Genomic DNA, 18,064 nt, shown 5'->3' with positions numbered 1-18,064 from the left:
CGACGGATCCAGCGGCGACACTGCGGCACCCTCGTGGTCCAGAGTGGCCGACGCAAGCGACGCCGCTGTTACACGCGCGTTAACTCTCAGGCACCCTCCTCGCGTCGCGGATCGCGGAGGCTACTCTGAGCCGCGTGGGGCGGATCAATGGGTATGGGGTTCTGCTGGGGGCCCAACGTCTGCGGGATTCGGCATACAGCCGACTCGTGGCCGGCGGCTTCCGGTCGTTCGGCGACGGCTCGCGCATCCTGCTGCCCACGCGCATCGCGAACCCCGACAAGATCTCGGTCGGCGCGGGCGTCCTCATCGGCGCCGGCTCCTGGCTCATGGTCCCCTCGCGCGACGAGCCCGGTCCCGTGATCGAGCTGCACGACCGGGTGCGCATGCGCGGTGCGTCGATCTCGGCGGTGCGCAGCGTGATCATCGAAGAGGCGGTCGGCATCGCCGCCGGGGTGTACATCTCCGACCACAGCCACGGATTCGACCGCTCTGACATGCCGATCCGCGACCAGCCGCTCACCGAGCCGCGTCCCGTGCGCATCGGGCGAGGGGCGTGGCTCGGCCAGAACGTCGTCGTGATGCCCGGCGTGACGATCGGGGAGCAGGCCGTCATCGGCGCGAACGCGGTGGTGACGCGCGACATCCCGCCGCGTACGGTCGCGGTCGGCGCCCCGGCGCGCGTGGTGAGAGAGCTGGTGTCGGGGTGACGGAGGCGGACTCGCGCATCGGCCGCGGCGCGGTGGGCAGCACAGCCGAAGGCACCGACGACTTCGTGTTCACCTTCTCGTTCGAGACCTATGCGGATGCCGTCCGCCGCGGCATGATGCGCCCGCCCGATCGCATCGTCTCCAGCCTCATGCGCAGCCCGAACGTCGGCCGCATGGTGGTCGCCAACCCGTTCCGCTGGCTGCCTCGCGTGGCGATGTCGCCGATGCTCGACCGCGACGCGAGGTTTCCGGCATCCGATCGGATCTGGCTCCACTCGCCGGCACGCCGCCGGCGCTCCGACCGTCTCGACCCGGCGGAGGTCGCGGCGGAGTACGCCGAGTACGACGCGTCGCTGCGGCGCGAAGCGCAGCGGCGAGGGCTCGGCGACCCGGTGGCGCTCACCTGCAACCCGCTCGTGGCCGGCTTCTCGCCCTTCGACTGGACGCGTCAGGTGACGTTCTTCGCGCGCGACGACTGGCTGAGCTCGCCCGGGCGCAGCGAGTACTGGCCGGCGTTCCGCGAGGCGTACCGCCGCATCTCGGCCTCCGGTCGCGGCGTCGCTGCGGTCTCGGCGCAGATCCTCGAGCGCATCGAACCCACGGGCCCGCATGAGGTCGTCCCGAACGGTGTGGAGCCCGCCGAATGGCTGCAGCCGCCGCCGGGCGAACCGGCCTGGCTCGCCCGCGTGCCCCGATCGCGCGCGGTGTATGTCGGCACGCTCGACAGCCGGCTCGACGTCGAGGGGATCGCGGAGTTCGCGCGCGCCCGGCCCGACGTGCACACGGTGCTGCTGGGTCCTCTGCCCGACGCGTCCTACATCGCCCCGCTCCGGGAGCTCGCCAACGTGCACGTGCACGGCAGCGTCGGACGCGCCGAGCTCATCGCGACCCTGCGCAACTGCGACCTCGCGCTGGTCGCGCACCGGCGCACGCCGCTCACCGAGGCGATGAGCCCGCTGAAGCTCTACGAGTACCTCGCGGCTGGGCTTCCTGTGCTGTCGATCGACCTGCCGCCGGTGCGCGGCATCAGCGACCGCGTGTGGCTCACGGCCGCGGTGTCGGACTTCGTCGACGTGGTGGATGAGGCGCTGCAGGCGGGGCCTGCCGACGAGGCAGCGCGCGTGGCCTTCGTCGAGGCGAACTCCTGGACGGCCCGCCACGAGCGCATCATCGCGCTCGCCCGCGGCCTCTGACGCGGGCGGTGTTTCGGGCGTGTCACGCGCGCCCGAAGCCTGTGTAAACAGCTGGTGACGACCCTGGCTTCCGCGTGGGGGCGCGGCTAGCGTGGCCTTCGCGAGCGGGGATCGCATCGACGGGCACTGGGGCCGATGGCCTCGATCTGCATGTCGGTTGCGTTCTTGGGGGTGCGCCCGTGTCATCAGCTTTCCTGGATCTCCGATCCACCGCTCGGCCGGCGTCTCCGGTCGAACTCTTCTCGCCGGTCGCTGAGATCGCACCGCAGCCGCGCCGGCTGGGCTGGCGGCGCCGCCTGGTGTGGGGCATGGTCGCGACGGATGCTGCGGCCATCGCGGTCGCCGTGTTCACCGCCCAGCTCCTGAGGTTCGGCGATCCCGTGCGCACGGCGGGCGGGTGGACGGCCGATGTGGCCTACGCGCTCACCAGCCTGGCCCTCATCGTGGTGTGGCTGGTCGCGCTCGCCGCGACCCGCAGCAGGCTGCTGCGCAACATCGGCACCGGCATGGTCGAGTACCAGCGCGTGCTGCAGTCGACGCTCTTCACGTTCGGCGCCTTCGCGATCGTCGCCTACCTGCTCCAGCTGCAGACCGCCCGTGGCTATCTCGCGATCGCGCTGCCGCTCGGCTTGGTGCTGCTGATCGTCGCGCGCGGAGCGTGGCGCACGTACCTGCACGCGCTGCGCCGCGCGGGACGCTGCATGACGGGCGCGATCGTCGTCGGCGGGCGGGAAGATGTGCTGCGCGTGCTGTCGCAGCTGCGCAGCCACTACCGCATCGGGTATCGCGCCATCGCGGTGAGCATGCCCGGTGAGCCCGGCGCCACCCCGCGGGCGGACGAGTCCACGGCGGCGGTGCTGCCGTTCATCCCGCTCGACGACGTCGCGCGGGTCTCGAAGCACCGCCGGGCGCGCGCCGTCATCGTGGCCGGGAGCCTCCCCGGCGGGAACGATGCGATCCGCCGGCTCGGATGGGATCTCGAGAACTCGCAGGTCGAGCTCATCCTGATGTCGCGGCTCACCGATGTGGCGGGCCCGCGCATCCACATGCGGCCCATCAACGGCCTCCCGATGGTGCACGTCGACCTGCCGCGGTACTCGGGCTACAGCCACGTGGTGAAGCGCCTCTTCGACGTGTCGATCGTCACGGTCGCCCTGGTGCTGCTGGCGCCCGTGTTCGCCGTGATCGCGGTGGCCGTCCGCCTCGACAGCCCGGGTCCCGTGGTCTTCCGGCAGGAGCGGGTCGGCGCGCACGGCACGCGGTTCACGATGCTCAAGTTCCGCTCCATGGTCGTCGACGCCGAAGCCCGGCTGGCGCAGCTCAAAGCGCTCGACGAGGGCAACGGCGTGCTGTTCAAGATGAAGGACGACCCGCGGGTCACCCGCGTCGGCCGGTTCCTCCGGGCCTACTCACTCGACGAGCTGCCCCAGCTGTGGAACGTGCTGCGCGGCGACATGAGCCTCGTCGGCCCGCGTCCGCCGCTGCCGAGCGAGGTCGAGCAGTACGAGGGGCCGGTCAGCCGCCGGCTGCTCACGCGCCCCGGCATCACCGGGCTCTGGCAGGTCAACGGCCGCTCCAACCTCTCGTGGGAAGACAGCGTGCGGCTGGATCTGTACTACGTCGAGAACTGGTCGATCACGGGAGACATCGTCGTGCTGGCCAAGACCGTCAAGGCCGTCCTCCATAGCGACGGCGCGTACTGACACTCACCCGAGAGGTCGTATGACTCATGTCTGGTCTCATCGTTCAGGAATGGATCGAACGCTCTGGCGGCGCCGAACAGGTGCTCGACGCGTTCCGCACGGCTCTGCCCGACTCGCGCATGTTCGCCCTGTGGAGCGACGACGGCGAGCGGTTCCCCCGCAGCACGGTGCACGAATCGTGGATGGCGCGCACGCCGCTGCGCCACCACAAGGCGATGGGGCTGCCCCTCATGCCGGCGACGTGGCGCGCGGCGAAGGTCGGCGCACGGCCGGACTGGGTGCTCACCAGCAGCTACGTCTTCGCGCACCACTGCGACTTCGGCACGCGCCGCTCCGGGGTGCCGAAGTTCTCGTACGTGCACTCTCCGGCGCGTTACCTGTGGGAGCCCGAGCTCGACGGGCGCGGGAGCTCCCCGGCGCTGGCCGCCGCCCGCAGCGTGCTCAAGCGCGTCGACCGCGACGCGGCTCGGTACGCCGGCGATCTGGCTGCGAACAGCGAGTTCGTGCGCCGGCGCATCCAGCGTTCGTGGGGCCGCGACGCGCGGGTGATCCACCCGCCGGTGAAGGCGCGCGAGATCATCGACGGCGGCGACTGGGCCGAGGCGCTCACCGCTGAGGAGACGGCGGTGCTCGAAGCCCTGCCCGAGCGCGGTTATCTCATGGCGGCGTCGCGCCTTGTTCCGTACAAGCGCCATGACGCGGTGATCCGCATGGGCGACCGCCTGGGGGTGCCGGTGGTGGTGGCGGGCACCGGACCCGAGCGCGACAACCTGCAGGCGCTCGCCGAGTCGGCGTCGGTGCCCGTGCACATGCTCGGCTTCGTGTCGGACGCCCTCATGCGGGCGCTGTTCCAGCGCGCCCTCGCGTTCGTGTTCCCGCCGGTGGAGGACTTCGGCATCATCCCCGTCGAGGCGATGGCCGCCGGATGCCCCGTCATCGTGAACCGCGTGGGCGGAGCCGCCGAGTCCGTGGTCGACGGCGTGACCGGCTTCACGGTCGACCCCGACGACCCCGTCGAGCTCGCCGCGGCCGTGGCGGGCCTCGATCGCATCGATCCCGCCGCCGCGCGGGCGCGCGCCGCCGAGTTCGACATCTCCCGCTTCATCGGGTCGGTGCGCACGTGGGTGCTGGGGGAGACGGATGCTGCGCCCTCCGCCGCAGCTGACGACGGCACGTTCACCCGTGGCGACGCGGCGGGGGTTCCCGCCCCGCGGTAGCCCATGCCGGCACCGCCCGGGCGCGCGCGCCGTGCCGGCGCGGGAGCGCCGTCCCCTAACGAGCGGGAGTGGGACTCTCGGCGGCGGGCTGCGGCAGCGGACGGCCGAACAGCGCCGCCTCCGCGTGGGGGTAGCCCGAGCCCCAATCCGCGCGGCGGCGCCAGACCGTCGACCACGGCCGATTCGGGCGCCGGGTCGCCGCCTCGAGTGCGGCGCGCACGGCGACGCCGGTCTTCAGCAGCAGCACGCCGACGGCGGCCCGCCGTGGCGGCCAGGTCTTCTCGAGGTAGGTGACCTTTCCGGCCAGCACCATCGAGCCCTTCGATGATCCCGCCGACGACCCGCCCACGGTGTGGATGATCGCGGCGGGGGGATACACGACCCGCGCCATGCCGCGCGCGGCGGCCCGCATGCTGAACTCGGCGTCCTCCCCGTAGAGGAAGAAGTCCTCGTCCATGCCGCCGAGCTTCGCGAAGTCCTCGCGGCGGATGAGCAGCAGACACCCGGTGATGATGGGGACCTCGCGGATCGTGTCGCGCGGCCACGGGCCCAGCGACTCCGGGTCGAACACGCGCGAGCGCTTGAACACGGTCGACAGCATCGTGGCGTACATGGTGAGCGACCACAGCGTCGGGGCGCCCCAGCACGACGACGGCTCGAGCGTGAGGTCTTCGCGCAGCGTGCGCCCGCCCACGATGCGGTACTGCGGGTTCTCGCGGGCGAAGGCGATCATGCGGGGGAGCGAGTCCTCGAGCATGACGGCGTCGGGGTTGAGCAACAGCACGAACTCGCCGCGTGCCACCGCCGCACCGCGATTCACGGCGCGGGCGAACCCGAGGTTCTCGCCGGCTTCCACCACGTCGATGCCCGGGTGCGCGGCGCGCAGCGCCGCGGCGCTGCCGTCGCGGGAGCCGTTGTCGACCACGACCACCTGCTCGTTCAGGCTCCCGGCGTGCTCGAGCACCGACGCGACGCACGCGATGGTGTCATCGCGGGTCTCGTAGTTGACGATGACGACGGTGACGTCAGTGCTCGGCACGTGCGGACCTCCAGGTTGCTGTCGCGATGGGATGCCGCGGCTCAGAGCGGAACGGGCGCCAAGTGTTCTGACTGCACCGCGCGCCAGTGCCGTGCGGTGTCGAGGATCGACGGACGGATCGCGTCCGCTTCGCACACCACCGCGAGCCCCCGGTCGCCGAGGAACCGCGCCAGATCCTGCTGGTGGGCGTCGACGTGCTCGCCGTGCTCCACAGAGCGAGGTGCGAGCACCGGCACCTTCCCGGCGGCGAGGGCGGCCAGCGCGGTGCCCGTGCCGGCGTGTCCGATCACGACGTCGGCCTGCCGCAGCGCCGCGCTGAGCTCGCTCGAGGGCAGCGACGCGACCGCGTCGAGGGGGAGGTCCGACACGTCCGTCGCGCCGACCTGCCACAGCGTCTCGACGTCCCCGTCGAGGTCGTCGAGTGCGGCGCGGGCGCCGTCGACGAGCCGGCGGTACCCGAAGTCGCCGTTGCCGCCCACGGTGACCACGGCCCGGCGGATCGGCGCGGGGTCGTCGACGGGCTCGACGCGGAAGCCGTCGAACACCGACAGCGCGTACCGCCAGCGGGCGTTCACGGCGTGCGGGTACTGCACGTACCGGTCGACCCACGGCACCCGCTCCATCACCTTGCCCGTGGCCGAGATGCCGGTGACGCGCGTCGCGCTCTCGATGTACGTGAACGGCAGGCGCCGCGCCGACGCGGGCACGAGCGCCGACAGGGCGATCTGGGCGCCGGTGCTGATCACGCGGTCGACCTTGTGGGCCTTCATCGCCTTGAGGGCGATGCCCGTGTCGCGCATGACGCCGGCGTAGTCGCGGGGCGGCCGGGTGGGCACGTGGTACACCGTCTGCCCCGCGAGCAGCGACCGGCTCTGGGCGGTGTCGTCGGTGAGCCACACCACGTCGTCGCCGTCGGCGACGCGCGGGGCGAGCATCGTGAGTTGCGTGAGGTGGCCGCCCGAGATCGCGACGAGGAGCGTGGTCATGATGCGGCCTCCACGAGGGTGTTCCAGGCGATCTCGGCGATCACCTGCTGACCCGCCACAGACGGGTGGAAGTGGTCGATCGCCGAGATCTCGTCCGGTGAGAACTCGTAGTCGAAGACGGCGCCGCCGTCCGAGGTGCAGGCGGCGTCGGCTGCGCAGACCTCGGCGATGACCGCGTTGAGCTCGACGGTGCGGGCCGCGACGGCCTCGCGACGCTCGGTGGAGGCCGCGTCGGTCGCGGCCGCGTCGCCCAGCAGGTTGCTGCACGACGGACTGCTGTCCCAGACCTGCCGGGTGCCCGCGTCATCGCGGCCGACCTCCCACAGGTGGTACAGGTCGGGGATCGACAGGGCGAGCACACGCGCCTCGGGCAGGCCCTCGCTCAGCGCGGCGAGCAGGGCGGTATACGAGGCGCGGAAGTCGTCGACGCTCGTCATGCCCTCGACGTCGGCGTCGCACACGTCGTTGCCGCCGAGCAGCACGAGCACGAGCTCAGGCTGGGCGGCGATCACCTCGTCGACGCGGGCGACCGCGTCGGCGACGGTGCCGCCGTCCTTCGCGGAGTTGACCGTCTCGGGAACCGTGCCCGACGCCGCACCGACCCGCATCGCGATCGAGCCGACGGCGGGGTCGTCCCCGGTCGCCCAGCTCGCCGCCATGCAGCGGCCGGGCTCGGCGCACGCGTTCACCCCGAGGGTCATCGAATCGCCGAGGGCGCCGATCGTCGCGACGTCGCCGATCCCGGGGCTCGTCTCGAGCTCCGCGAGGTCGACCGGCTCCGGCACGGGTGCCGCCGCACACGCGGTGAGCAGTCCGAGGAGCAGCCCGATCGTCGTGATCGTCGCTGTGCGTCTTCTTGTCATGCCATCACCCGGCTCGTGTCGTCGCGGTTCCAGGTCGAGGTGCGCGCGCGGGCGATGTCGCGGCGGGCGAGCACGTTGGGAAGCGTCCAGCTGACGCAGTAGACGGCGAATGGCACCCACAGGCGCGGGCGTGCGGCGACCCGTCGAACCAGGCCCCCGCGGCTGCCCGCCGTCGGTCGTTCGGCATCCTCGTGCTGCACGCGGTCGGGCAGCTCGCGGTTGCCGCGCGCGATGCGCACTGAGCGGCGCAGGTGCGCGCGCATGTCGGCTGCCGAGCGCACCGTGAAGGTGTGGCCGGCGAGCGTCGCGCGCTCGCCGGGTGCGAACAGCTGCTGCACGAACCGGTCGTCGGCGATCACGTCGGGCCAGTCCCCGAACCGGTCGCGGCCGTCGCTGGTCATCGCGTAGACGCCCGAGCCGATGTGCCCGCGGCGGCGGTAGTCGCTGAGCTCCCAGATCCGGTAGTGCTGGCGCACCAGCCACGACGCCGCGGAGGTGTCCACGTGCAGCCGCGGCGAGGCCACCTCGACGCCGGGCGCCTCGAGCGCATCGGCCAGCGCGATGAGCGCATCGGGGTCGATCTGCACGTCGGCGTCGAGATAGACGCGCGGAAAGACGGATGCTGCGTCATCGCCCGCCTGCAGAGCCGCGATCTTCGACGCGCGAGGCGTCTCGACCACGACGACACCGGCGTACGAACGCGCCCGCGGGACGGTGTCGTCGGTGCAGCCGTTGGCGGCGACGACGATCTCGAACTCGTCCCGCCGCGGAGACACGCACAGCGCCGCGAGCACGCGATCGATGACCGCGGCCTCATTGTGGGCCGGGATCACGACGCTCAACCGCGCACTCACCGCACCGCCTCCGCGCTCGACGCCGGCTCCGGGCTCGAGGCGGGCGTCGGGCTCGACACCCTCTCCGGGGTCCACGCGGGCTTCGGCGCGGACGCCTTGCGCGAGCCCTCCGTGTACACCCACGCGGCGACGGCGAGCAGCATCATGTGCACGAGGAACGACTGGAAGAAGCCGAACGCGTCGAAGAAGAACAGCGCCGCGCTGTACCCGGCGATCGACACCGCGAGGGCGAACGCGAGGAGCGCGTGCCGGGGCTCCACCGCCCACCGCAGGGCGTAGACGATGAGCATGACGACCGGCGCGAGCATGAACACGGCGTAGCCGATGACGCCGAGCGCGCCGGCCTCCATGAGGATGCCGAGCACCTGGTTGTCGAGGATGAACGAGTTGGCGTCATCGCCCACGACGATGCGGCTGCCGTACCCCTGCCCGAAGAACGGGAACTGGCGCACTTCGACGAACGCCGGCTCCAGGTCGGCGAGGCGCCCGGCGCCCGTCATGCCCGCCGACGTGTACTGCGACGCGATGAGCGTGTCGACGTCGAGGAACGACAGCAGCATGGACTCGACCTGCGCGGGCACGACGAACATCGCCAGCAGCAGTCCCGGCACCGCGAAGGCGAGGAGCAGCAGGGCGACCTTGGGCCGCAGCACCAGTGCGATCAGGAACATGACACCCATCACGACCACGGCCGTGCGCGAGATCGCGGCGATGATGCCGCCGAACACGATGAAGGTGCCGATGCCGTAGGCGATGCGCCGGTTCCAGATGTTGCGCGGCCAGATCGCGTACTTGGCCAGGTAGATGAGGATCGGCAGGAACATGCAGAGCATGACGGCGAGGGCGATCGGATGCTGCGCCGATCCGTACGCGCGATTCACACCCGCTCGCGTGGCGTCGCCGCCGTCGTCACGGAGCACGACCAGCGGCAGGAAGTTCGCGAGCATGAGGAACACGTTGGTGCGCGCCACCCGCTCGAAGACGGCGAAGAACGCGACGATCACGGCCATCCACGACAGCACGATGAGAAAGCCCTGCACCATGCGCTCGCTCGTGAGCATCTGGCGCACCGAGTAGAACACCGACAGCAGGACGCCGAGCTGGAAGAAGCCCGACATCGACGTGTTCGCCAGTCCCAGGTTCGCGAGGCGCATGCCGTTCACGATGAACGAGATCAGCAGGGTCGCCAGGAAGATGCCGATGGGCCAGCCGAACGCGACGGGCCGCCACCGTCGGGACCGGTCGAACAGGAACGCGAGCCCGAGCGCGAAGATCGCGACGAAGATCATGAGGCGGTACGCCTCGAGCGCGAACGGCAGCGGGATCGGCAGCGCGTAGCGCCGGGCCGGAATGAACATGACGGTCGCCGCGAGGAGGAACAGCAGCGCCGGCCACGTGAACAGGATGCGGCGCAGCAGCACGATGAGCGCGATCCCGAGGAGTGCCGCGCCCATGGCGATCGGCGGGAGGAAGATCACCCCGGCGATCACGATGGCGGCGAAGAGGATCGCGATCCCGGCGACGGTGGCCCAGTGGGGCCGTGCTCCGTCGCCGGGCGCGATCTCGGCGGGTGGCGCGTCGGTCTCGTCCGCGGGTGCGTTCGCGGTGCGGGTCGACATGTCGGTGCTCCGAGGAGGGGCCGTCGTCGCCTACGCGGTCTCGTCCTCGCGGGCGGCTCGGCCGGATCGCCGCGACGGCGGCCCTGCGCCGACCAGCTCGCCGGCTTCGACCTCGGGTGCCACGTCGTCGGCGCTCTCCGCAGGCGTCACGGGCGCAGCATCCGTCTCGTCCGCCGGCTCTTCAGCCGCGGCCGCAGCCTTCTTCTCGGCGCGGGCGGCCTTGCGCTTCGCGGACCGCGAGCGGAGGCCCGCGATGATGAACACCAGCACGACGAACCCGAGGAAGACGCCCACGAACGTGACGACGACCGGGATCGCGGGGTTGGACGAGTCGCCCTCGACCGCGGGGCTGGCGCCGATCGGCTCGAGCTGCACGCGCAGCTCGGGTGCGAGCTGCTGCTCGTCCTGCTGGGCGACAACGTAGGTCGTGAAGGCGGCGGCCGCGGCGCGTGAGATCTCTTCGGCGCGTTCCGCGGTCTCGGCGGTGCCGACCGCCTCGAGCACCGGCAGGCTGAGGCGGCCTGGGAAGCGCTCGTCGCCCGTGGGCTGCGTCGTGCGGCGCAGCGCGGTGATCGACTCGGTCTCGTCGTCGAGCGGGCCGATCTCGGCCTCGACGGCGTCCTGGATCATGTCGCCCGACAGGATGTACGCGTACACGAGAGCGGTCGAGGCCAGGTCGATGACCTGCGGCTCTGAGGTGCCCTGCTGGATCGGCACGCCCGGCACCTCGGCCTGGTACAGCCGGTCGGCCGGACTCGTGACCAGCATCGTGGTCGCGGCCGACCAGGTCTGCTGAGCTCTCGACACGACCTGACCGTTGACGATCGCGAAGCCGGCGAAGAACGCGGCCACCGCGGCGACGAGGGCGCCGAAGATCAGCAACCACTTGTAGTTCCAGAGGACTTGCAGGTACTTCGGAGTCTCCATCAGACACCTCTCTCCGTGTGCTTCCGGACGCAGACCGCCCAGAACCCCCAGCACTTCATCGGGCCGTCCGCGTCGCGCACCGGATCCCAGACAACGAGGTGTCGCGACAAGACTTGCTCTGCAATGGTCCCGCCGGATTGTTAACGGCGCCCTGTGCCTTTGTTGCACGGTTGTAAAGACTGGGCGACATTCGACGGCCCGGGTTGTGTCCGTCCGGAGGGCTCCCACAGAGTGTTGAGCGAGAGCCTGGAGCGGCTCCTATGGAGGCGGGCTCGTCCTGGGGGAGGTGGCGTTCTGGCAGTCCTGTACAGCTTCCCGCACGCACTCGGTGCCCCCGGCATCGGCTGGACGGCATGGAACCAGGCGAACGAGCTGGTCCGCGCCGGCGTCGATGTGCACATCGTCGCGGCCTCGGTGGCCAAGCCGGTCGAGGGGGCGGCGTCCGTGCGGACGACCCTCGCCTTCCGCGGCCGGCGCGTCCCGCATCGGCTCCTCGGGCGCGACCGCGCCCTGCGCTATCACGATGCCGTCGCTGCGGGTCTCGTCGACCGGCTGCTGAGCGCCGGGTCCGACGAGGATGTCGTGCACGCCTGGCCGCTCGCGTCGGTCCGGACGCTGCAGGCGGCGCGCCGGCTCGGCATCCCGGGCGTGCGCGAGGTGCCCAACACCCACACCGCGCACGCGTACGACGTCGTGGCGCGCGAGTATGCGGCGCTCGGGCTCGAGCCCCGTCGCGGCGAGAGCCACACCGCCGACCCTCGCCGGCTCGCCACCGAAGAGAGCGAGTACGCGGCCGCGGCCGGGCTGCTCGTGCCGAGCGAGGCGGTCGCCGAGACGTTCCTGGCGCGCGGGTTCGACGACGACCGGCTGCTCCGGCACCGCTACGGCTGCACCGTGACCATGCCGCCCGCGCGCGACAGCGACGGGCCTTTCACGGCCGTGTTCCTCGGCCGGGGGTCACCCCGCAAGGGACTGCACACCGCGCTCGAGGCGTGGACGGCGTCGAAGGCTTCGGCGGAGGGTCGGTTCCTGGTCTACGGCCTGCTCGACGAGGACTACGCCGCGCACCTCGCGCCTTTGCTCGCGCATCCGAGCGTCGAAGTGCGGGGCGTCACGTCCGAGCCGATGCGCGTGCTGGCCTCGGCCGATGTGATGCTGCTGCCGACCGTCGAGGAGGGCAGCGCCCTCGTGACGTACGAGGCGCAGGTGGCCGGGTGCGTCCCGCTCGTGTCGGTCGCCGCGGGTGCGGTGATCGACGAGGGCGTGACCGGCATGACGCACGAGGTGGGCGATGTCGACGTGCTGGCGGCGCAGCTCGACCTGCTCGTGGAGCGCCCTGAGGTGCTCGCCGGCATGTCGACCGCCGCGATGGCCCGGGCCGACCAGTTGAGCTGGGCGGCCGCGACGCAGGCGACTCTTGCGGCTTACGGCGAGGCCGCGCGGCTGGTGAGGAGATCGACGGATGCCGCGGCCTGAGGACGTGACCCTCGCGATCTGCACGCGCGAGAGGCCGGAGATGCTGGCCGCGGCGCTCGCCTCGTTCACCGCGGTGACCCCGCCGGGGGTGCAGATCCTCGTCGTCGACTCGGCATCGACGACGCCCGCCACGTGGCAGGTCGCTGAGGCCGCGGGCGTCGACTACGTGCGCAGTGACATCAAGGGCCTCTCGATCGCCCGCAACCTCGCCCTCGAGACGAGTCGGCGGCCGATCGTGGTGTTCACCGACGACGACTGCGCCGCGGTCGAGGGCTGGATGGCGCCGATCCTCGAGGGTTTCGACGATCCGGCGGTCGGGGCGGTCACCGGACGTATGCTGGACCACACGCTCGTCGGAACGCAGGCGTCGCCGCCTGCTCGGCGATTCACGCGCACCATCGAGGGCATCGACGCCGGTCACGGCGCGATCATGGCCTTCCGGCGCGAGCAGCTCGTCGCGCTCGGCGGCTTCGACCCGGTGCTGGGTGCGGGACGGAAGCTCGCGGGCGCCGAAGATCTCGACATGTTCTGCCGCGTGCTCGACGACGGTGCGCACATCGTCTACGACCCGACGTGCGTCGTGCATCACGTGCACACGCGCGCAGATGACGCCTACACGCAGCTGCACCACGGCTATGGGCTCGGGCTCGGCGCGCTCGCCGCGAAGTGGGTGCGGCTGCGTGCCCGTGTCGGGGTGCGCCTGTTCGCCGTGGTCGCGAAGCGCACCATCTCTCGCGCGGTGCGCAACCGGCGCGAGCCTCGGCGGAGGGATGCCGACCTCGCGCTCTTCCGCGGATTCCTCGGCGGGTTCTTCACCGCCGTGCGCTTCGCGCTCGACGGGCGAGTGTTCGTCGACGACGACCCTCCGGCGCCGATCACGCTCGGCGTCGCGACGCACGGAGGAGAGCAATGAGCGCGCACCCCGAACTCGCCCGCCGGGCGCAGCTGATCAGCTCGCTCGACGAGAAATACGTGTCGAACGCGGTGACGTTCGCCGCGATGCACGCCGCGGGCACCATGATCGTCGACGGTGCGGCGCTCCGCGGAGCCGACGGCGCACTCGACCGCGCCGCGATCCGGCGGCGCGTCGAGCGGCTGAGCTGGTTCGCCCCGGCGATGCGGCAGCGACTGGTGCCGACGCCGCTGCGCCTCACGACGCCCGCCTGGGTGCCCGTTACGAGCCTCGACCTCGACTATCACGTGCGCTTCCACGACGGCGTCGAGCCCGATGACCCGACCCGCGTCGAGCGGTTCACCGGGCGGCTGAGCCCGACGATGGACCCGTCGCGACCGCTCTGGGACTTCGAGTTCGTCGAGCTCGACTCCGGGCGCGTGGCGATCGTCATGCGGTACCACCACGTGGTGGGTGACGCGATGTACGGCCTGCGGATCGGCGACGTGATCGCCGGCACGACGCCGACGCCCGAGCCGCCTGAGCCGGGCGATGCGCAGTTCGCCGAGTTGGGCGTGCCTCCTCGGAACAGCCTCGAGGTGCTCGCCCTCGCATTCGCGCAGTGGCGCGAGCGCAATCCGGGCCTGCGCCAGGCATGGCGGGCGTACTGGCGCAAGTCGTTCCGCATGCGCCTCCGCCGGTGGGGCGGGCGGCTGCTGCGTCCGGTCAAGAACGCCCGCATCGCGCGGACGGGCCTCCTCGCCGACGTGCGCGAGGGTCGCAGTTCTGCATACGAGGTGGCGGATCTCGCCGCCGCCACGCGCCGCGCGTACAAGCTCGGCGGCACCGTGAACGACCTCGTCACGGCCGCGACCCTGATCGCGATGGCGCGTCAGCGCCCCGACGCCGAGACGCTGTCGATCCTGGTGCCGATCTCGCGACGCGGGGCCGGTGACGGCGGGGTGCGCAACGACATCAGCGTCGTGAAGGTGTCTGTCGCAGCATCCGCTCCCCTCGAAGAGATCGTGCCGAGCGTGCGGGCCCAGGTGCAGGCGGCGGTCGAGTCGGGCGGCTCGGTGGTCGAGGGCGCCGAGGATTGGGTGGGCTACGCCACCTCGGTCACGTGGGGTCGCGACGAGCGGTTCTTCGGCACGGCTCCCGTCGAGACGGTCACGGGCTGGCCGGCGGGCGATCCGCGCGACGAGGTCGCGTGCCTGGCGTGTTCGTACCGTCGCGAGCTCGTGATCAGCGTCACCGCGCGGGAGTCGGTCGACCTTCCCGCGCTGATGGCGGTCTACCGCGAGCTGCTCGCGCCGGTTCCGGTGGCGACGGCGACGGCGGTGGCGACGGCGACGGATGCTGCGGGAGCGGCGCGATGAGCCGCCTGCGCGGTGCACTGGGGTCGGTGCTCGACCCCCGCACCCTGCTGCACGGGCTGCGGCTCGCGCACTTCCACGGATACTCGTTCGTGCGGCAGGTGCCGCTGATCCGCATGGGTCCGGGGGTGTCGATGGCGCCGAATGTGTCGTTCCGCAACGGCGAGCGCATCTCGATCGGGGCGGGCACTCACATCGGCGAGTTCAGTCTCATCTGGGCGGGCAACGAGACCGGTCGTATCGAGATCGGCGAGAAGTGCCTGTTCGCGCCGCATGTGATGGTGACGGCGTCGAACTACGGCGTCGAGATGGGCCCGGTCGCGATCATGGACCAGCCCAAGATCGAGCGTGATGTGGTGATCGGCGCGGGCTCCTGGCTGGGCGCGAATGTGGTGGTTCTGGCGGGCGTGACGATCGGCGAGGGCGCCGTCGTCGCGGCCGGGGCAGTGGTGACGAAGGACGTTCCGGCGTTCTCGATCGTCGGAGGGGTTCCGGCGCGCGTCATCGGCGAGAGGCCTGCGGGCCAGGAAGAGGGACAGAGCCGTGGGGAAGCTCAGAAGGAGAGAGTCGAATAGGGGGATGCGGGTCACCGCGCTCGCGGTGGCCACCGCGGTCGTGGCGTCGCTGCTGGGTGGCGGAGTCGCCACCGCCTCTTTCGCCGTCGGCGACGAGGCGGGCGTGTACACCGTCAGCTTCCGGTCGTCGGAGGGGTTGGATGCTGCGCTGCAGGGCATCGCGGCAGAGCCCGACGCCGTCTACGACAGTGTCGTGAAGGGCTTCACCGGGTATCTGACGGCCGATGAGGTCGCCCTGCTGCGAGTGTCGTCGACGGTGCGGGGGATCTCGTCGAACAAGGTCGTGAAGGGTGCCGCGCAGACGGTGCCGCCGGCCGTGGGAACGGTGGAGGCCGATCTGCCGCCGACGAGCGCCACCTCGGCGGGCACGTGGGACGGTCCGGGACTCGCGATCATCGACTCGGGCGTGAGTGTGCACACCGATCTCAATGTCGCCCGGCAGATCAACTGCTTCGGCAGCGGCGACGGCACCGACGCGAACGGTCACGGCACGGGCGTCGCCGGTGCGGCCGCGGCCATCAACAACACCGTGGGGCTCGTCGGCATCGCTCCGGGCGCGCCGATCACGTCGGTGCGTGTGCTGGACGACAAGCTGCAGGGCACGTCGGCGACGCTGATGTGCGGCCTCGAGTGGGTCATGGAGAACCATGAGCGCTACGACATCGCCGTGATGAACATGAGCATGCAGTTCGGCCAGGCGGACGACGGCAACTGCGGGTACACCAATGGCGATGTCATCCACCAGGCGATCTGTGCGCTCGTCGAGGACGGCGTGGTCGTGGTCGCGGCCGCGGGCAACTCCACGCGAGACCTGGCCCAGTACTCGCCGGGCAACTTCGATGAAGTGATCGCGGTCACGAACGTCGCCGACTACGACGGCAAGCCGGGTTCGCGGGGCACGAAGCCCTGCGCCGAGACCTCGGCCCCGGCCGACGACACGATCAACCCGAAGAGCAACTGGGCGGTGAGCGCGGCCGACCGTGCGCACACCATCGCGGCTCCGGGTACGTGTCCGTACACGACCAAGAAGGGCAACCGGTACGGCTACATCGCGTCGGGTACGAGCATGGCGGCTGCGGTGATGTCGGGGGTCGTGCTCGCCTGCTTCGCTGAGGGCACGTGCGAGGGTCGGACTCCGCGCGAGGTGTTCCAGATCCTCGAGGGTCAGGGGCAGGCGGCGGCCACGACGCGCGGCAAGCGCTTCGCGGGCGACCCGCTCAGCCCGATCTCGGGCCGGTACTCGGGTTGGCTCGCGTCGACGGTCCCGACCGGCACCACCCCGACCCCGACGCCGACGCCGACTTCCTCGCCGACGCCGACTCCGACTCCGACTCCGACGCCGACGCCGACGCCGACTCCGACGCCTACGCCGACTCCGACTCCGACGCCGACGCCGACTCCGACTCCGACGCCCGATACGCAGGCGCCGACGGCGACGATCACCGCGCCGGCATCGGGATCGACGGTCTCGGGCAGCGTCACGGTGCGGGTCACTGCCACCGACAACGTGGCCGTCACCGGGGTGACGCTGTGGTCGGGCACGACGAAGCTCGGCACGCTGACGAAGCAGTCCGACGGCACGTGGGCCGGCACGCTGCCGTCGAGCAGCTACCCCAACGCCACGTACCCCGTGCGCGCGCGGGCGGTCGACGCTGCCGGCAACACCGGCTACAGCCCGACGATCTCGCTGACGCTCCGTAACTGACGCCTTCGGGTCTGGTACTTGCGCCCAAGACTCCTGGCGATGAGGATGCCTCCACAGGTCCTTATCGCCAGGAGCAGCGCGCCCGGAGTCGCGCGAGGTCGCCCAGTGGGCGGCATCCCCCCGCGCATGGTGACACGGGCGAGTTCGTCCCCGGTGGACGGCGTCCGCCCGCGCATGGTGACATGGGCGAGTTGGTTTCCGGTGCTGGCATCCACCCGCTCCCGGTGACATGGGCGAGCGTTCAGAACGGGGCCGCGGGCTCATCGCTGGGGAGGAAGACGACGCGTGGAGTCGGGGTGTCGATGTACGACCGGCCGGAGGGGCTCGTGAACTCGAGCACTCCACCGGGCAACTGGCGGACCTTCCACTCGGTCGCGTGTCTCAGCATGTGGTGCCGTTTGCATAGGCAGGCGAGATTGCACAGTGCGGTCTCCCCGCCGAGCGCGTGATCTCGCGTGTGGTCGTGGTCGCACAGGCGTGCTGGTCTGCGGCATCCAGGTGTTCGGCAATGTCGGTCGCGGGCGCTGAGGAATCTCTTCTGCGCCGGGCTGACTTCGTAGCGATCCACGGCCAGCACGATGCCGGTGACCGGGTCAGTCATGACGCGATCCCATCCGGGCGCGCCACCCGCCAGCCGTTTCGCGGTCGCGGGATCGATCGGGGCGATGCCATCGAGCTCGGCGCCGCCCGACGTGACTCCGGTCATCGTTGTGACCGGGATGGTGATCTGCACGCGGGCCCGGATCGCACCGAGTCCGCCGGGTGCTCTGTCGAGAGCCGGATCGATGAGCGGCGATCCCGTGAGCAGCATGTCGGCGACGAGGTCGGCCCGGATCTGATCGATCGTCCGCTCGTCGAACCAGACCTCCGCCTCGCCCCCGGAACCCTCGCTCCCAGCCTCGCCCTCGGAACCGTTGGCCCCGACCCCGACC

The 18,064-nt window shown here is 71.3% G+C and carries 16 protein-coding genes; 9 read left to right on the top strand and 7 right to left on the bottom strand.

All coding sequences use genetic code 11. The features are described from left to right. The first annotated feature begins 134 nt into the window (after window positions 1-134). From JNB61_RS14335 to JNB61_RS14320, 4 genes are all read left to right on the top strand, one after another. Window positions 135-707, top strand: coding sequence for an acyltransferase (locus JNB61_RS14335; protein WP_308291272.1), 573 nt, complete (start codon window positions 135-137; stop codon window positions 705-707). Next, entirely contained in the window at window positions 704-1,900 is a 1,197-nt protein-coding gene (locus JNB61_RS14330) for a glycosyltransferase (RefSeq protein WP_220292321.1), read from the top strand. Before JNB61_RS14335 ends, JNB61_RS14330 begins: the two co-directional genes overlap by 4 nt. Window positions 1,901-2,079: 179 nt before the next feature. Then, window positions 2,080-3,603 (top strand): sugar transferase, encoded by a 1,524-nt coding sequence (locus tag JNB61_RS14325; RefSeq protein ID WP_220340067.1) that lies wholly within the window; start codon window positions 2,080-2,082, stop codon window positions 3,601-3,603. Window positions 3,604-3,629: 26 nt separating this feature from the next. Further along, window positions 3,630-4,820 carry a glycosyltransferase gene (locus JNB61_RS14320; RefSeq protein ID WP_220340066.1) on the top strand — a complete coding sequence of 397 codons (1,191 nt, stop codon included), beginning with the start codon at window positions 3,630-3,632 and terminating at the stop codon, window positions 4,818-4,820. Window positions 4,821-4,875: 55 nt separating this feature from the next. Here JNB61_RS14320 and JNB61_RS14315 read toward each other — a convergent pair whose 3' ends face one another. The 6 genes from JNB61_RS14315 to JNB61_RS14290 are packed head-to-tail and all read right to left on the bottom strand — an operon-like array spanning window position 4,876 to window position 11,108. Then, window positions 4,876-5,859, bottom strand: a complete 984-nt coding sequence (locus tag JNB61_RS14315) for a glycosyltransferase family 2 protein (protein ID WP_220340065.1) — start codon at window positions 5,857-5,859, stop codon at window positions 4,876-4,878. A gap of 41 nt (window positions 5,860-5,900) precedes the next feature. After that, window positions 5,901-6,845, bottom strand: a complete 945-nt coding sequence (locus JNB61_RS14310; protein ID WP_220340064.1) for a glycosyltransferase — start codon at window positions 6,843-6,845, stop codon at window positions 5,901-5,903. Continuing rightward, window positions 6,842-7,708, bottom strand: a complete 867-nt coding sequence (locus tag JNB61_RS14305; RefSeq protein ID WP_220340063.1) for an SGNH/GDSL hydrolase family protein — start codon at window positions 7,706-7,708, stop codon at window positions 6,842-6,844. The genes JNB61_RS14310 and JNB61_RS14305 overlap by 4 nt, the downstream gene beginning before the upstream one ends. Continuing rightward, window positions 7,705-8,562: a glycosyltransferase gene (locus JNB61_RS14300; RefSeq protein ID WP_220340062.1), complete on the bottom strand. Its 858-nt coding sequence runs from the start codon at window positions 8,560-8,562 to the stop codon at window positions 7,705-7,707. The genes JNB61_RS14305 and JNB61_RS14300 overlap by 4 nt, the downstream gene beginning before the upstream one ends. Beyond that, window positions 8,559-10,181, bottom strand: a complete 1,623-nt coding sequence (locus JNB61_RS14295) for an O-antigen ligase family protein (RefSeq protein WP_220340061.1) — start codon at window positions 10,179-10,181, stop codon at window positions 8,559-8,561. Before JNB61_RS14295 ends, JNB61_RS14300 begins: the two co-directional genes overlap by 4 nt. A 30-nt stretch (window positions 10,182-10,211) precedes the next feature. After that, window positions 10,212-11,108, bottom strand: coding sequence for a hypothetical protein (locus tag JNB61_RS14290; RefSeq protein WP_220340060.1), 897 nt, complete (start codon window positions 11,106-11,108; stop codon window positions 10,212-10,214). Between the two features lie 234 nt (window positions 11,109-11,342). Between JNB61_RS14290 and JNB61_RS14285 the strand changes: the two genes are divergently transcribed. The 5 genes from JNB61_RS14285 to JNB61_RS14265 are packed head-to-tail and all read left to right on the top strand — an operon-like array spanning window position 11,343 to window position 17,132. Beyond that, complete coding sequence (locus JNB61_RS14285) at window positions 11,343-12,584, top strand: glycosyltransferase family 4 protein (protein ID WP_220340059.1); 1,242 nt, start codon at window positions 11,343-11,345, stop codon at window positions 12,582-12,584. Further along, window positions 12,571-13,497, top strand: coding sequence for a glycosyltransferase family 2 protein (locus JNB61_RS14280; RefSeq protein WP_220292307.1), 927 nt, complete (start codon window positions 12,571-12,573; stop codon window positions 13,495-13,497). The genes JNB61_RS14285 and JNB61_RS14280 overlap by 14 nt, the downstream gene beginning before the upstream one ends. Then, window positions 13,494-14,855, top strand: coding sequence for a wax ester/triacylglycerol synthase family O-acyltransferase (locus JNB61_RS14275; RefSeq protein ID WP_220340058.1), 1,362 nt, complete (start codon window positions 13,494-13,496; stop codon window positions 14,853-14,855). Before JNB61_RS14280 ends, JNB61_RS14275 begins: the two co-directional genes overlap by 4 nt. Next, on the top strand, window positions 14,852-15,427 hold the full coding sequence (locus JNB61_RS14270; RefSeq protein WP_220340057.1) for an acyltransferase: 576 nt from the start codon (window positions 14,852-14,854) through the stop codon (window positions 15,425-15,427). Before JNB61_RS14275 ends, JNB61_RS14270 begins: the two co-directional genes overlap by 4 nt. Window positions 15,428-15,431: 4 nt before the next feature. Then, window positions 15,432-17,132, top strand: coding sequence for a S8 family serine peptidase (locus tag JNB61_RS14265; protein ID WP_220340056.1), 1,701 nt, complete (start codon window positions 15,432-15,434; stop codon window positions 17,130-17,132). A gap of 241 nt (window positions 17,133-17,373) precedes the next feature. Here JNB61_RS14265 and JNB61_RS14260 read toward each other — a convergent pair. Then, window positions 17,374-18,064 (bottom strand): HNH endonuclease signature motif containing protein (locus tag JNB61_RS14260; protein ID WP_220340055.1); only part of this gene is annotated, 691 nt, incomplete at its 5' end.

This window comes from Microbacterium ureisolvens, from assembly GCF_019511645.1.
Classification (GTDB): Bacteria; Actinomycetota; Actinomycetes; order Actinomycetales; family Microbacteriaceae; genus Microbacterium; species Microbacterium ureisolvens_A.
The sequence above is the reverse complement of the archived record's forward strand: the minus strand, read 5'-3'. Positions and strand labels throughout refer to the sequence as shown.